The 13,062-nt window shown below is 70.9% G+C and carries 9 protein-coding genes and 1 tRNA gene; 4 read left to right on the plus strand and 6 right to left on the minus strand.

Annotated features, from left to right (window positions below):
• Positions 1 to 19 precede the first annotated feature (19 nt).
• Positions 20 to 952, minus strand: a complete 933-nt coding sequence (locus tag ABZ449_RS20250) for a hypothetical protein (RefSeq protein ID WP_360347464.1) — start codon at positions 950 to 952, stop codon at positions 20 to 22.
• A complete protein-coding gene (locus ABZ449_RS20255; protein WP_360347466.1) occupies positions 949 to 1,467 on the minus strand; it encodes a SigE family RNA polymerase sigma factor in 519 nt (172 codons plus the stop codon). Before ABZ449_RS20255 ends, ABZ449_RS20250 begins: the two co-directional genes overlap by 4 nt.
• A 201-nt stretch (positions 1,468 to 1,668) precedes the next feature.
• Here ABZ449_RS20255 and hrpA point away from each other — a divergent pair, with 201 nt between their 5' ends.
• Positions 1,669 to 5,589: an ATP-dependent RNA helicase HrpA gene (gene hrpA, locus ABZ449_RS20260; protein WP_360347524.1), complete on the plus strand. Its 3,921-nt coding sequence runs from the start codon at positions 1,669 to 1,671 to the stop codon at positions 5,587 to 5,589.
• Between the two features lie 112 nt (positions 5,590 to 5,701).
• Positions 5,702 to 5,775, plus strand: a tRNA-Asp gene (locus ABZ449_RS20265).
• Between the two features lie 356 nt (positions 5,776 to 6,131).
• Here the strand turns inward: ABZ449_RS20265 and bldC are convergent.
• Both bldC and ABZ449_RS20275 read right to left on the minus strand, forming a co-directional pair.
• Complete coding sequence (gene bldC / locus ABZ449_RS20270; RefSeq protein ID WP_014137253.1) at positions 6,132 to 6,338, minus strand: developmental transcriptional regulator BldC; 207 nt, start codon at positions 6,336 to 6,338, stop codon at positions 6,132 to 6,134.
• 487 nt (positions 6,339 to 6,825) lie between these two features.
• The gene (locus tag ABZ449_RS20275) at positions 6,826 to 7,752 is read right to left on the minus strand and encodes a hypothetical protein (RefSeq protein ID WP_360347468.1); all 927 of its coding nucleotides are present in this window, start codon (positions 7,750 to 7,752) and stop codon (positions 6,826 to 6,828) included.
• A gap of 207 nt (positions 7,753 to 7,959) precedes the next feature.
• Between ABZ449_RS20275 and ABZ449_RS20280 the strand changes: the two genes are divergently transcribed.
• Together ABZ449_RS20280 and ABZ449_RS20285 are read left to right on the plus strand one after the other, a co-directional pair.
• On the plus strand, positions 7,960 to 9,117 hold the full coding sequence (locus tag ABZ449_RS20280) for a Glu/Leu/Phe/Val dehydrogenase dimerization domain-containing protein (RefSeq protein WP_360347470.1): 1,158 nt from the start codon (positions 7,960 to 7,962) through the stop codon (positions 9,115 to 9,117).
• Positions 9,118 to 9,501: 384 nt separating this feature from the next.
• Entirely contained in the window at positions 9,502 to 9,759 is a 258-nt protein-coding gene (locus tag ABZ449_RS20285) for a DUF3073 domain-containing protein (RefSeq protein ID WP_360347472.1), read from the plus strand.
• A 210-nt stretch (positions 9,760 to 9,969) separates the two neighbouring features.
• Here ABZ449_RS20285 and purM read toward each other — a convergent pair whose 3' ends face one another.
• The gene (gene purM, locus ABZ449_RS20290; RefSeq protein ID WP_360347474.1) at positions 9,970 to 11,058 is read right to left on the minus strand and encodes a phosphoribosylformylglycinamidine cyclo-ligase; all 1,089 of its coding nucleotides are present in this window, start codon (positions 11,056 to 11,058) and stop codon (positions 9,970 to 9,972) included.
• A 100-nt stretch (positions 11,059 to 11,158) separates the two neighbouring features.
• Positions 11,159 to 12,742 carry an amidophosphoribosyltransferase gene (gene purF, locus ABZ449_RS20295; RefSeq protein ID WP_360347475.1) on the minus strand — a complete coding sequence of 528 codons (1,584 nt, stop codon included), beginning with the start codon at positions 12,740 to 12,742 and terminating at the stop codon, positions 11,159 to 11,161.
• Between the last annotated feature and the right edge of the window lie 320 nt (positions 12,743 to 13,062).

Consider the following 13,062-nt stretch of genomic DNA (forward strand, 5'->3'; position numbering starts at 1 on the left):
GCCCGGGCCGCCCACCGGCTCAGGAGGTCCGGAGCCAGGAGTCGGTGGTGCGCTCCACCGAACCGTCCGCCCTGTAGTACGTGACGGACGCGGCGTCGGTGCCCTCCTTCGCCAGGAGGGCGTAGTAGCGGAACGGGGAGTCCCCGACCGTGACCGTCGCCGCCTCGGTGGTGCCGCCGCTCTTCCAGGCGACCACGACCTTCGTGATCTCGGCCTGGACCCCTTCGATCACCACCGCCGGGACGCCCGCGTCGTGGTGGACGCCGAGCGACGCGCCGCCGACGGCGCCCGGGGACACACCCGGGGCGGAGACCGCGTGCAGGGAGTCGTCGACCTGCCGCTTGCCGTCGACGGTGAAGTAGTAGTTCACCCAGTCGATGCGGGCGTCCCAGTTGCGCTCGACGTCCTTCGGCACGACCTGCTTCACGTCCGGGTTGGCGGCGGCCCGCTCCGCCCGGATCAGCCGGGCCTGCCCGGCGGCGTCGTCCTTGCCGGAGGAGACCGGCCACAGCGCGGCCCAGGCCTGCCAGGTGTGCCCGTTCGCGGTGCCCTCGGCGACCTTGACCCGGGTGGGGTTGAACGGATCCCGCGCGGCGGGTGCACCTGTGGCGGCCGAAGCGGTGGCCGAAGCGGGCGCGGTCACCACGGAAGCCGAAGCCGAAGCCGAAGCCACGGTCGTGACCGCCGACCGCGCGCTCTCGCCGAGCACCGCCGTGCCCCCGGCGACGCCCGCGACCAGCACCGCCGCCACCGCGGCGGTCAGCAGCCGCCGGCGCCGCAGTCGCCGCCGTCCGCCGGCGACCAGCCGGTCGTACGGGACCGCCCCGGTCTCGATGCTCCCGGCCAGCTCCTCCAGTGCCCGCACGGCCGTCACCTCGCCGTCGGTCACCTCGCCGTCGGTCGCCGCGCCGTCGCCGGTGGTCCTGCTCCCCGGCCGGAACTCGTTGCTCATCTTGCCCCTCCGATACTGGTCAGTCCGATGAGTGAGGAGGCCCCGCGGAGTTTGGCCAGCCCCCTGGCCGCCTGGCTCTTGACCGTGCCGACCGAGCAGCCCATCGCCGCCGCGGTCTGGGTCTCGCTGAGGTCCTCCCAGTAGCGCAGCACCACGGCCTGGCGCTGGCGCGGCGGCAGGGCGGCGAGCGCGGCGAGCAGCACGGCCCGGTCGTCCGGGTCGGCGCCGTCCGGCGCGGGCCGGTCCGGGAACGCGGTGACCGGGTGTTCGACCAGTCGCCGCCGGAACCGTCTGGCGTGCTCGTTGATCACGATCCGGCGCACGTAGGCGTACGGGTCGTCCGAGGCGCGCACCCTGCTCCAGGCCGCGTACGCCCGTTCCAGCGCCTGCTGGACCAGGTCCTCGGCGCCGTACCGGTCCCCCGCGAGCAGGTACGCCGTCCTGAGCAGCCGTGACCACGCGCTGCCGACGAACGTCCGGAACTCCTCGTCCCGGGCGGTCTTGTGGGCTCCCATGAGCACCTCCTCAACCTCCCGGAGCCCGGGAGGGTCCCGGACCGTTGCCCGTCGTTCGCGATTCGCCGCCGACGGCTGTGACACTGGAGGGGCTCGAAAACCGAGGTGCGCTCCGCCGTGCCTCCTTGCGAACCTAGAGGGATGCCCGCAGTGAGTTCTCCCGCAGTCCAGTCCGCCACCGTCCCCGACGAGGGGCCCGGTATCGGCGAGCTGGCCGCCCGTCTGCCCGAGCTGACCCTGCGCGACCAGGTGCGGATCGGGCGCCGGCTGGAGGGGGCCCGTCGGGTCCGCAAGCCCGAGGCCCGGCAGAAGATCGCCGCCGAGATCGCCACCGACATCGACCGCGCCGAGCTGGTCGTCGAGCGGCGCCGGCAGGCCGTCCCGAGGATCGGCTATCCCGCCGAGCTCCCGGTCAGCCAGAAGAAGGACGAGATCCTGGCGGCGATCCGGGACCACCAGGTGGTGATCGTCGCGGGCGAGACCGGCTCCGGCAAGACCACCCAGATCCCGAAGATCTGCCTGGAGCTCGGCCGTGGCGTGCGCGGACTGGTCGGCCACACCCAGCCGCGCCGGATCGCCGCCCGTACGGTGGCCGAGCGGGTCGCGGAGGAGCTGGACAGCCCGCTCGGCGAGGCGGTCGGCTGGAAGGTCCGGTTCACCGACCAGGTCGGCCAGGACACCCTGGTCAAGCTGATGACGGACGGCATCCTGCTCGCGGAGATCCAGACCGACCGCGACCTCCACCAGTACGACACCCTGATCATCGACGAGGCGCACGAACGCAGCCTCAACATCGACTTCATCCTCGGCTACGTCAAGCAGCTGCTCCCCCGCCGCCCGGACCTCAAGGTCGTGATCACCTCCGCGACCATCGACCCGGAGCGCTTCGCCCGGCACTTCGGCGACGCCCCGATCGTCGAGGTCTCCGGCCGCACCTACCCCGTCGAGGTCCGCTACCGGCCGATCGTCGACGAGGCCGACGACGAGGCGGACGAGGCCGACCGCGACCGGGACCAGGTCCAGGCGATCTGCGACGCCGCCGAGGAACTCCAGGCCGAGGGCCCGGGCGACATCCTGGTCTTCCTCTCCGGCGAGCGCGAGATCCGCGACACCGCGGACGCCCTCGGCAAGCTGAAGCTGAAGAACACCGAGATCCTGCCGCTGTACGCCCGGCTCAGCTCGGCCGAGCAGCACAAGGTCTTCCAGCGCTCCCGCAGCCGCCGGATCGTGCTGGCCACCAACGTGGCCGAGACCTCGCTGACCGTCCCCGGCATCAAGTACGTGATCGACCCGGGCACCGCCCGGATCTCCCGCTACAGCCACCGCACCAAGGTGCAGCGGCTGCCGATCGAGGCGATCAGCCAGGCCAGCGCCAACCAGCGCAAGGGCCGCTGCGGCCGCACCTCGGACGGCATCTGCATCCGGCTCTACTCGGAGGAGGACTTCCTCTCCCGCCCCGAGTTCACCGACGCCGAGATCCTGCGCACCAACCTGGCCTCGGTGATCCTCCAGATGACGGCGGCCGGCCTCGGCGACATCGCCGCCTTCCCGTTCCTGGACCCGCCGGACTCGCGCAACATCAAGGACGGCGTCCACCTGCTGCACGAGCTGGGCGCGCTCGACCCGGACGAGAAGGACCCGCGCAAGCGCCTGACCCAACTGGGCCGCAAGCTCGCCCAGCTCCCGGTGGACCCGCGGATGGCCCGCATGGTGCTGGAGGCGGACCGCAACGGCTGCGTCCGCGACGTCATGGTGATCGCCGCCGCGCTCTCCATCCAGGACCCGCGCGAGCGCCCGGCCGAGAAGCGCCAGGCCGCCGACGAGCGGCACAAGCGGTTCAACTCGGAGACCTCCGACTTCCTCTCCTACCTGGCGATGTGGCGCTACGTCCGGGAGCAGCAGCGGGAGCTCTCCTCCTCGGCGTTCCGCCGGATGTGCAAGGCGGAGTTCCTCAACTACCTGCGGATACGGGAGTGGCAGGACATCTACGTCCAGCTGCGCACCGTCGCCAAGCAGTTGGGCGTCACGATCGAGGAGCCGCACCCGGACGCCGAGCCGGACGCCGACCGGATCCACCAGTCGCTGCTGGCCGGCCTGCTCTCCCACATCGGCCTGTTCGACGTGGAGAAGCGCGAGTACGGCGGTGCGCGCGGCGCCCGCTTCGCGGTGTTCCCGGGCTCCGGCCTGTTCAAGAAGCCGCCCCGCTGGGTGATGTCGGCGGAGCTGGTGGAGACGTCCCGGCTCTGGGCGCGGATCAACGCGAAGATCGAGCCGGAGTGGGTCGAGCCGCTGGCCGGCCACCTGATCAAGCGCAGCTACAGCGAGCCGCACTGGGAGAAGAAGGCGGGCGCCGTCATGGCGTTCGAGAAGGTGACCCTCTACGGGATGCCGGTCGTCGCCCAGCGCAAGGTCAACTACGGGCGGATCGATCCGGAGCTCTGTCGCGAGCTGTTCATCCGCAACGCGCTGGTCGAGGGCGACTGGGAGACCCATCACCGGTTCTTCGCGGAGAACCGCAGGCTGCTCGGCGAGGTCGAGGAGCTGGAGAACCGGGCCCGCCGCCGGGACATCCTGGTGGACGACCAGACCCTGTTCGACTTCTACGACGCCCGGCTGCCCGAGGACGTCGTCTCCACCCGGCACTTCGACTCCTGGTGGAAGAAGGCCCGGCACGAGCAGCCGGACCTGCTGAACTTCGAGAAGTCGATGCTGATCAACGACGCCGCGGACGGCGTCACCGAGGCCGACTACCCGGACCACTGGCAGCAGGGCAAGCTCCGCTTCAAGCTGACCTACCAGTTCGAGCCGGGCAGCGACGCGGACGGCGTGACCGTGCACATCCCGCTGCCGGTGCTCAACCAGGTCACCGCGGAGGGCTTCGACTGGCAGATCCCCGGTCTGCGGGAGGAGCTGGTCACCGCCTACATCAAGTCGCTGCCGAAGGCGGTCCGGCGCAACTTCGTTCCGGCGCCGGACTTCGCCAAGGCGGCGCTGCGGGCGGTGAAGGACCGCCAGGAGCCCCTGCTCCCGGCCCTGGAGCACGCCCTGAAGCGCCTGACGGCGGTCACCGTGCCGCCGGAGGCCTGGGACGACGACCGGGTGCCCGAGCACCTCAAGGTGACCTTCCGGGTGGTGGACGGGCGCCGCAAGCTCGCCGAGTCCAAGGACCTGGAGGAGCTGCGGCTGAAGCTCAAGCCCAAGCTCAAGGAGACGCTCTCCTCGGCCGCCTCCGGCCAGGGCATCGAGCAGAGCGGGCTGACCGCCTGGCCGGCCTCCCTGCCGGTGCTCCAGCGCACCTTCGAGCAGCGTTCGCGAGGCCACTCGATGCGCGCCTACCCGGCGCTGGTGGACGAGGGCCAGTCGGTCGGCGTCAAGCTGTTCGACACCCCGGAGGCCCAGGCCCAGGCGATGTGGGAGGGGACGCGGCGGCTGCTGATGCTGACCACCAACTCCCCGGCCAAGTCGATCCAGGGCCGGCTCGGCAACCAGGCGAAGCTGGCGCTCTCGCACAGCCCGCACGGCTCGATCGGCGCCCTGTTCGAGGACGTCGTGGCCGCCGCGACGGACCGGCTGATGACCCTGGCCGGTGGGCCGGCCTGGGACGAGGCGGCCTTCGGCAAGCTGCACGACAAGGTGCGCGCGGACCTGTACGAGCTGTCCGCGGACACCACGCTGAAGACGGCCACCGCGCTGATCGCCTTCCACAAGGCCTCGACCCGGCTGAAGACGGTGAGCAGCCCGGTGCTGCTGAACGCGGTGAACGACGTCCGGCTGCACCTGGCCTCGCTGGTGCACCCGGGCTTCGTGACGGCCGCCGGCTGGCAGCGGCTGCCGGACCTCAAGCGCTACCTGCTGGCGGTGGACCGCCGCCTGGAGGCGCTGCCCAACCACCCGCAGCGGGACGCCCAGCAGCTGCTGAAGGTGCAGCAGGTGCAGCAGGCGTACGGGGAGCTGCTGGCGGCGGTGCCGGCCGGGCACCAGCCGTCCGCGGAGGTGCGGGCGATCCGCTGGATGATCGAGGAGCTGCGGGTGAGCTTCTTCGCCCAGTCGCTGGGCACGCCGAGTCCGGTCTCGGAGAAGCGGATCACGAAGGCGATGGAGGCGGCCCGGGCGGCGCTCTGACCCGTGAGCTGCGACGGGCCTTCAGGAGCCAGTTCGACCTGGGGGCCCACCATGGGCTACAGTCTGTCTTGTTCGCAGCGCGGCAAGCGAGTGAACGAGATCAGGAAACTCTGGTCCCGTGGAGCAGTTGGTTAGCTCGCCACCCTGTCAAGGTGGAGGTCGCGGGTTCAAGTCCCGTCGGGATCGCCGCAGCGCGAAAGGCCCGGAACCGTCAGGTTCCGGGCCTTTCGCTTTTTGGCCGTTCGGCCCCTACCCCGGCCAGGTCTAGACCACAAGTGACAGAACGTGTGACGGTCGTCACGGGACCCCCTCCGGAGCCGCCCCCTTGGAACCCTCTCCGGAACCTCGCTAATTTAATATGTAAAATTGTACAGCTATTCACTGTAAATCCCCCCCACCCCACACGCATCAGATCGTTATCCGGAGTTCAACATTCCGACCACTCGCCCGGCGCGGAAACCCTCGAGCGGGTACGACAAAGGGGCCGCTTACCGGACCCGGCGGAGTCCGGTAAGCGGCCCCTTTAAAGAGCCTTTGGCCTATCAGGCCTCAGTGCGCTGGGCGGGAATCCCGGCCAGCAGAGCGCGCACCTCCGCCTCACGGTAACGGCGGTGACCACCGAGCGTGCGAATCGACGTCAGCTTGCCTGCCTTGGCCCAGCGGGTGACCGTCTTCGGGTCCACGCGGAACATGGTGGCAACCTCTGCCGGCGTCAGCAGCGGCTCAGCATCAGGGGTACGAGCGGTCATGAGCGGCCTCCTCGGGAGAACCGAACCAGGGCGGTTCTATCCTTCAAATTCTGCACCTTGGCCCGCGATGCCCGAAATGGCATAGACGGGCCGAGTCGGTTATAGGACGAACGGCTTGTCCTGGTGTCTACAACTACACCATCCGTCCAGCCCTATCGACCAAACCGCCAAAATTGACCCCTCACGGGTTCAAGGCTGACGGATGGCGATGGACCACCCCATAACGGACAGTCACATAGTGATGACATCCGGTTACGAAGGGACCAGACCCTCCGATTCCCCGCAAAGCACGCATCGACTCCAGAACCACCCAAAAGTGGGCACGCTCACGTGAAGTTGGGCTGGTTGTCCCATTTTTGCACATAGGGGTAAGTTCGCGTCAACGGTGAGTAGTGTCACGTTCGGCAGCTATTGACCCGAACCAGGACCTTGGTCATCGGATGTGCGGTGCTTAGGACTCTTACAGTCATACACGCGCGGTCCGACATCAGTTCGCGTGCCGCAGCGCCAGCACCCGGCGCCACCGCGCCGTCAGCTCCCCGTACACGCGCAGCGCCTCGGCGGTGTCCCCCGCCCGCAGCGCCCGCAGCCCCTCCTCCAGCTCCCCCGCCGAACGGTCCGCCAGCAACCGCTCGGGGCCCAGCAGATGCACCAGGCCCCCGTAGTCCAGCTCCACCAGCGAGCGCGGGTGGAACTCCTCCAGCCAGCGTCCGACCCGCTCCGCGCCCTGCACCAGCTCCCCGTCCGGCACCGCCTCGCGCAGCGCCCGGAAGGCCCGCGCCACCCGCCGGCGCGCCTGCGCCATCGGCACCAGGTAGAACAGCGCCGCCGGGCGTCCCCCCTGCTCCCCTTCCCCCGCCGGTCCGTCCGCCGGCCGCTCCACCGGCCCGGCCCCGCCCGGCACGAAGCAGCGGTCCTCGTCCCCGAACGGCAGGAACCAGCGCACCGGCACCTCCCACCGGCTGGTCAGGATCCACGGCCGGGCATCCGGGTGCTCGGCCCGCCAGCGCTCCCGGTCCGCCTCGGCGGCCGCCCGGGCCACCGGCGGCAGCGCGGTGTCCAGCAGCGCCACCGGCGCCCCGGCCCGCAGCTCCTCCAGCGCCTGCCAGCTGCGCAGTCGGGTCGCCCACGGGCAGACGTACAGTACGCCGTCCACCACCCGCAGGTACGCCCGCCCGCTCTCCCGCTCGGGCAGCGCCCTGGGCGTGCGGGCGGCCAGCCCGGCGAGCGCCTCCCGCTGCTCCTCCAGCACCGCCGCCGCCACCGACCGACCCGGTTCCGCGGCGTCCGGCCCGCGCCGCGCCGCGTAGGCCTGCCAGCGCGCCCGCTCGGGCTCCGGGTAGGCGGCCAGCGGCTCGTAGACTCGCAGGTGGGCGGCGTAGGGCGGTTGTACGGAAGTACGTACGGCGGTCACGTCCTGCATGGTCGCACGCGCCGCGCGGCCCCGGGAGAGCGCGCCCCCGAACCGTTCGCGCCCGCACCCCGCCGCTCCTTCCGTCTCACCCCTCGGACGACCGGCCCCAGCTCGGGCAAGACGACGGATCGGCGGCACGCACGCGGCTACGCTTCGCCCTAGGCGCCCGCACCACAGCAGCGGGCCTTCGATACTGGAGTCACCACAGTGACCGACGTACAGACCCCCGCCACGCACTCCGCACCCGGCGTGCTCAGCAGGATCTTCCGTACCGAACAGGACGGCGCCCCCGGCGACGGTCACGAGCAGGTCGTCCTCTGCCACGACCGCAGCTCGGGACTGAAGGCGATCATCGCCATCCACTCGACCGCACTGGGCCCGGCCCTCGGCGGCACCCGCTTCTTCCCGTACGCCTCCGAGGAGGCGGCGCTGGAGGACGCGCTGAACCTGTCCCGCGGAATGTCCTACAAGAACGCGCTGGCCGGACTCGACCTCGGCGGCGGCAAGGCCGTCATCATCGGCGACCCGAACAAGGACAAGAACGAGGCGATGCTCCGGGCCTACGGCCGCTTCGTCGAGTCCCTGCGCGGCCGCTACATCACCGCCTGCGACGTGGGCACCTACGTCCAGGACATGGACGTCATCGCCCGCGAGACCGAGTTCGTGACCGGCCGCTCGCCCGAGCACGGCGGCGCCGGCGACTCGTCCATCCTGACCGCCTTCGGCGTCTTCCAGGGCATGCGCGCCTCCGCCCAGGCCCGCTGGGGCCAGCCGACCCTGCGCGGCAAGCGGGTCGGCGTCGCGGGCGTCGGCAAGGTCGGCCACTACCTGGTCGGCCACCTGGTCGCGGACGGCGCCACGGTCGTCGTCACCGACCCCTTCGAGGCTGCCGTCAACCGCGTGCGCGCCGCCCACCCGGAGGTGGAGGTCGTCGCCGACACCGCCGCCCTGCTCCAGGCCAAGCTGGACGTCTACGCCCCGTGCGCCCTCGGCGGCGCGCTGACCGACGACGTCGTCGCCGCGCTGGGCGGGTTCGGCACCTCGATCGTCTGCGGCGCGGCCAACAACCAGCTGGCCCACGCGGGCGTCGAGAAGGACCTGGCCGACCGCGGCATCCTCTACGCGCCGGACTACCTGGTGAACTCCGGCGGCGTCATCCAGGTCGCCGACGAGATCGACGGCTTCAACTTCGAGCGGGCCAAGAACAAGGCCACGAAGATCTTCGACACCACCCTGGAGATCTTCACCCGGGCGACGGCCGACGGCGTCCCGCCGGCGGTCGCCGCGGACCGCCTCGCCGAGAAGCGGATGCGCGAGATCAGCGCCCTGCGCACGGTGCTGCTGCCCGGCGCCCGCCGCGCCTGATCGGACCGGCGCACGACCCCGTGATGCGCGGGGGGCCGCAGTGACGGCCCCCCGCGCATCACGATGTGGAACCGGATTCTCACTTCTCCGCCCGAATGGGTGATCCGAGGTCCCCCTAGGGGGGATAATCAGTCCTGGAACGACGGACCCAAGACACCTCCGGACAGCGCGCAAACCGCCGCAAAACCTCCCTTGACCTGGAAAGACCTGGTCTCGGGTGCGTTCGGTGCGCGCCACGTCACACCAACGACGTACCGTCCAGCGGCGGAAACAGGTACCGTTAATGCTCCAAGGGACGGCTTCTCCCATTCGGGCAGGCCGGTCCTGATCATGAACACGTGTCAGACTCGGGGCCGTGAGCCCCATCGTTGAGGGGGTCGACCCATGGGGCGCGGCCGGGCCAAGGCCAAGCAGACGAAGGTCGCCCGCGAGCTGAAGTACAACAGCGGCGGGTTCGACGCCAACCGTCTGTCCAACGAGCTGGGCGTATCGCCGTCCGCTCCTTCGATCGAGCCGGAGCCGATCGAAGAAGAGGACGACGACGACCCGTACGCGGAGTACGCAGCCCGCTACGGCGACCTCGACGACGAGGACGACAACGAGCCGGGCGCCGGGCCGTCGCAGGCCTCCCGCCGCTCGTAACCACAGCAGTCCCGCCGACCGGTCCGGCGCCCGCCCGGGCGCCGGACCGGTCTTCGGCGTTCCCTCGGACGGGGCCTCGCACGGGACCTCCCACGGTGTTCCTCCACACCGTCCGCCGATCGGCTCCACACGGTCCGCCGACCGCCTCCACCACGCGCGAGAGGGCCCCTCCGGTGCTCCGGAGGGGCCCTCTCGTCGTCACGGGCGGGGTCAGCTCGCCTGGAAGCCCTCGTAGGCGTTGTAGAGGGCCGCGCCGCCCTCGTGCCCGTCGCCGCGCTCGACGATGTCGCCGAGCAGCCAGGCCTCCACGCCGCGGTCCTCCAGGATCGACAGCACGACGTCCACCGAGTGCGGCGGGACGACGGCGACCATGCCGACGCCCATGTTCAGCGTCTTCTCGATCTCCAGGGTGGCCACCTTGCCGACCTCGGCGACGGTCTGGAAGACCGGCAGCGGGGTCCAGGTGCCGCGGTCCAGGCGGGCGTGCAGGCCGTCCGGGATCACCCGGGCCAGGTTGGCCGCCAGGCCGCCGCCGGTGACGTGCGAGAAGGCGTGCACCTCGGTGGCGCGGGTGAGCGCCAGGCAGTCCAGCGAGTAGATCCGGGTCGGCTCCAGGAGCTCCTCGCCGAGGGTGCGGCCGAACTCCTCGACCTTGCGGTCCAGCTTCCAGCCGGCCTCGTTCAGCAGCACGTGGCGGACCAGCGAGTAACCGTTGGAGTGCAGGCCGGAGGCGGCCATCGCGATCACCACGTCGCCCGCCCGGACCCGGTCCGCGCCGAGCAGCGCGTCGGCCTCCACCACACCGGTGCCGGCGCCCGCGACGTCGTACTCGTCCGGGCCCAGCAGGCCCGGGTGCTCGGCGGTCTCGCCGCCGACCAGGGCGCAGCCGGCCAGGGCGCAGCCCTCGGCGATGCCCTTGACGATCGCGGCGACGCGCTCCGGGACGACCTTGCCGACGCAGATGTAGTCGGTCATGAACAGCGGCTCGGCGCCGCACACCACCAGGTCGTCGACGACCATGCCGACCAGGTCGTGGCCGATGGTGTCGTGCTTGTCCATGGCGGCGGCGATCGCCACCTTGGTCCCCACGCCGTCGGTGGCCGAGGCCAGCAGCGGACGCTCGTAGTTCTTGAAGGCGGACGCGTCGAAGAGGCCGGCGAAGCCGCCGAGACCGCCGACCACCTCGGGGCGGTTGGCCTTCTTCACCCACTGCTTCATGAGCTCGACGGCGCGGTCGCCCGCCTCGATGTCGACACCGGCGGCGGCGTAGGTGGCGCCGTTCTGGTTGGAGCTGGTCACTGCGTGCGGCCCTTTCGGGTCAGGTGGGGGTGGTTCTTCGGAACAGCTGGGGGTGGAACAGCGGTGGGGCCCCGGTTCGCGGGACCCCACCGTCGATTCGTTACGGCCGGCGCAGCGCGTCGGCCGCGCCCGCCCCGCCGAGCAGCGACTGGACGCCGTCCAGGTCGCTGCCGCTGGTCGGCTTGCCGCGGACGGCCGGCGGCTGCTGGCCACCCTTGATCTCGGCCTCCAGCAGGAGCTTGCCGAGCAGCGCCGGGTCCGGCAGCTCCATCGGGTACTCGCCGTCGAAGCAGGCCCGGCAGAGCTTGTCCTTGGGCTGCTTGGTGGCCTCGATCATGCCGTCGATCGAGATGTAGGAGAGCGAGTCGGCACCGAGCGTGCGGCCGATCTCCTCGATGGTCATGCCGTTGGCGATCAGCTCCGCGCGGGTGGCGAAGTCGATGCCGAAGAAGCAGGGCCACTTCACCGGCGGCGAGGAGATCCGGATGTGGACCTCGGCGGCGCCGGCCTCGCGCAGCATCTTCACCAGCGCGCGCTGGGTGTTGCCGCGCACGATCGAGTCGTCCACGACCACCAGGCGCTTGCCCGCGATGACCTCGCGCAGCGGGTTGAGCTTGAGCCGGATGCCGAGCTGGCGGATCGTCTGGCTGGGCTGGATGAAGGTGCGGCCCACGTAGGCGTTCTTCACCAGGCCGGAGCCGTACGGGATGCCGCTGGCCTCGGCGTAGCCGATCGCGGCGGGGGTGCCGGACTCGGGCGTGGCTATCACCAGGTCGGCCTCGACCGGGGCCTCCTTCGCCAGGCGGCGGCCCATCTCCACGCGGGAGAGGTGCACGTTGCGGCCGGCGATGGAGGTGTCGGGGCGGGCCAGGTAGACGTACTCGAACACGCAGCCCTTGGGCTTCGCCTCGGCGAAGCGGGAGGTGCGGATGCCGTTCTCGTCGATGGCGATGAGCTCGCCGGGCTCGACCTCGCGGATGAAGGAGGCGCCGCAGATGTCCAGCGCCGCCGTCTCGGAGGCGACCACCCAGCCGCGCTCCAGCCGGCCGAGCACCAGCGGGCGGATGCCCTGCGGGTCGCGGGCGGCGTAGAGGGTGTGCTCGTCCATGAAGACGAGCGAGAACGCGCCCTTGACCTTGGGCAGCACGACCTTGGCCGTCTCCTCGATGGAGAGGTCCGGGTGGCCGGCGAGCAGGGCCGTCACCAGGTCGGTGTCATTGGTCGCGGCCGTCCGGCCGGAGCGCGAGACGTGCTCCTCACCGGGCAGTTCGGCGACCATGGCCGCCAGTTCGGCGGTGTTCACCAGGTTTCCGTTGTGCCCGAGGGCCAGCGAACCGTGAACGGTCGCCCGGAAGGTCGGCTGGGCGTTCTCCCAGACCGAGGAACCGGTGGTCGAGTAGCGGGCGTGTCCGACGGCGATATGCCCGTGCAACGACCCCAGCGAGGCCTCGTCGAAGACCTGGGAGACGAGTCCCATGTCCTTGAAGACGAGAATCTGGGAGCCGTTGCTCACTGCGATGCCCGCGGATTCCTGACCGCGGTGCTGCAGGGCGTAAAGGCCGAAGAACGTGAGCTTGGCGACCTCCTCGCCGGGAGCCCAGACACCGAAGACGCCACAAGCGTCCTGGGGGCCTTTCTCACCGGGAAGAAGATCGTGGTTGAGTCTTCCGTCACCACGTGGCACGCCTTCGAGTCTAGGGCAGTTGGCTCCGGCTTCCGGACCCCGGGACTGCGGGTTTGTCCGGCGATCCCGAGTTAACGCGCGTAGACAAAACCCCTTACCGGCCCGGGATTTCGGGTGGGGGGAATTCCGGCGCGGGGCGGTTGGCCTTGTGGTTCGCGCCTGTTGGGGAGTTCGGTGTGCGCGGCGGCGGGGGTCGGGGGGCGCACGAACGTGAGCCTGCTCACCCGGGGTTCCCCCGCCGGTCGCCCGCTGGTTTCCCGCCGGTTTCCCGTCGGCCGCTCCCCGGTTTCCCGCCGGCCGGTCCCGGCCGGTTCCCGATC

Origin of the sequence: Kitasatospora sp. NPDC005856 (assembly GCF_040629945.1) — a bacterium.
In the GTDB taxonomy this organism is placed as follows: domain Bacteria; phylum Actinomycetota; class Actinomycetes; order Streptomycetales; family Streptomycetaceae; genus Kitasatospora.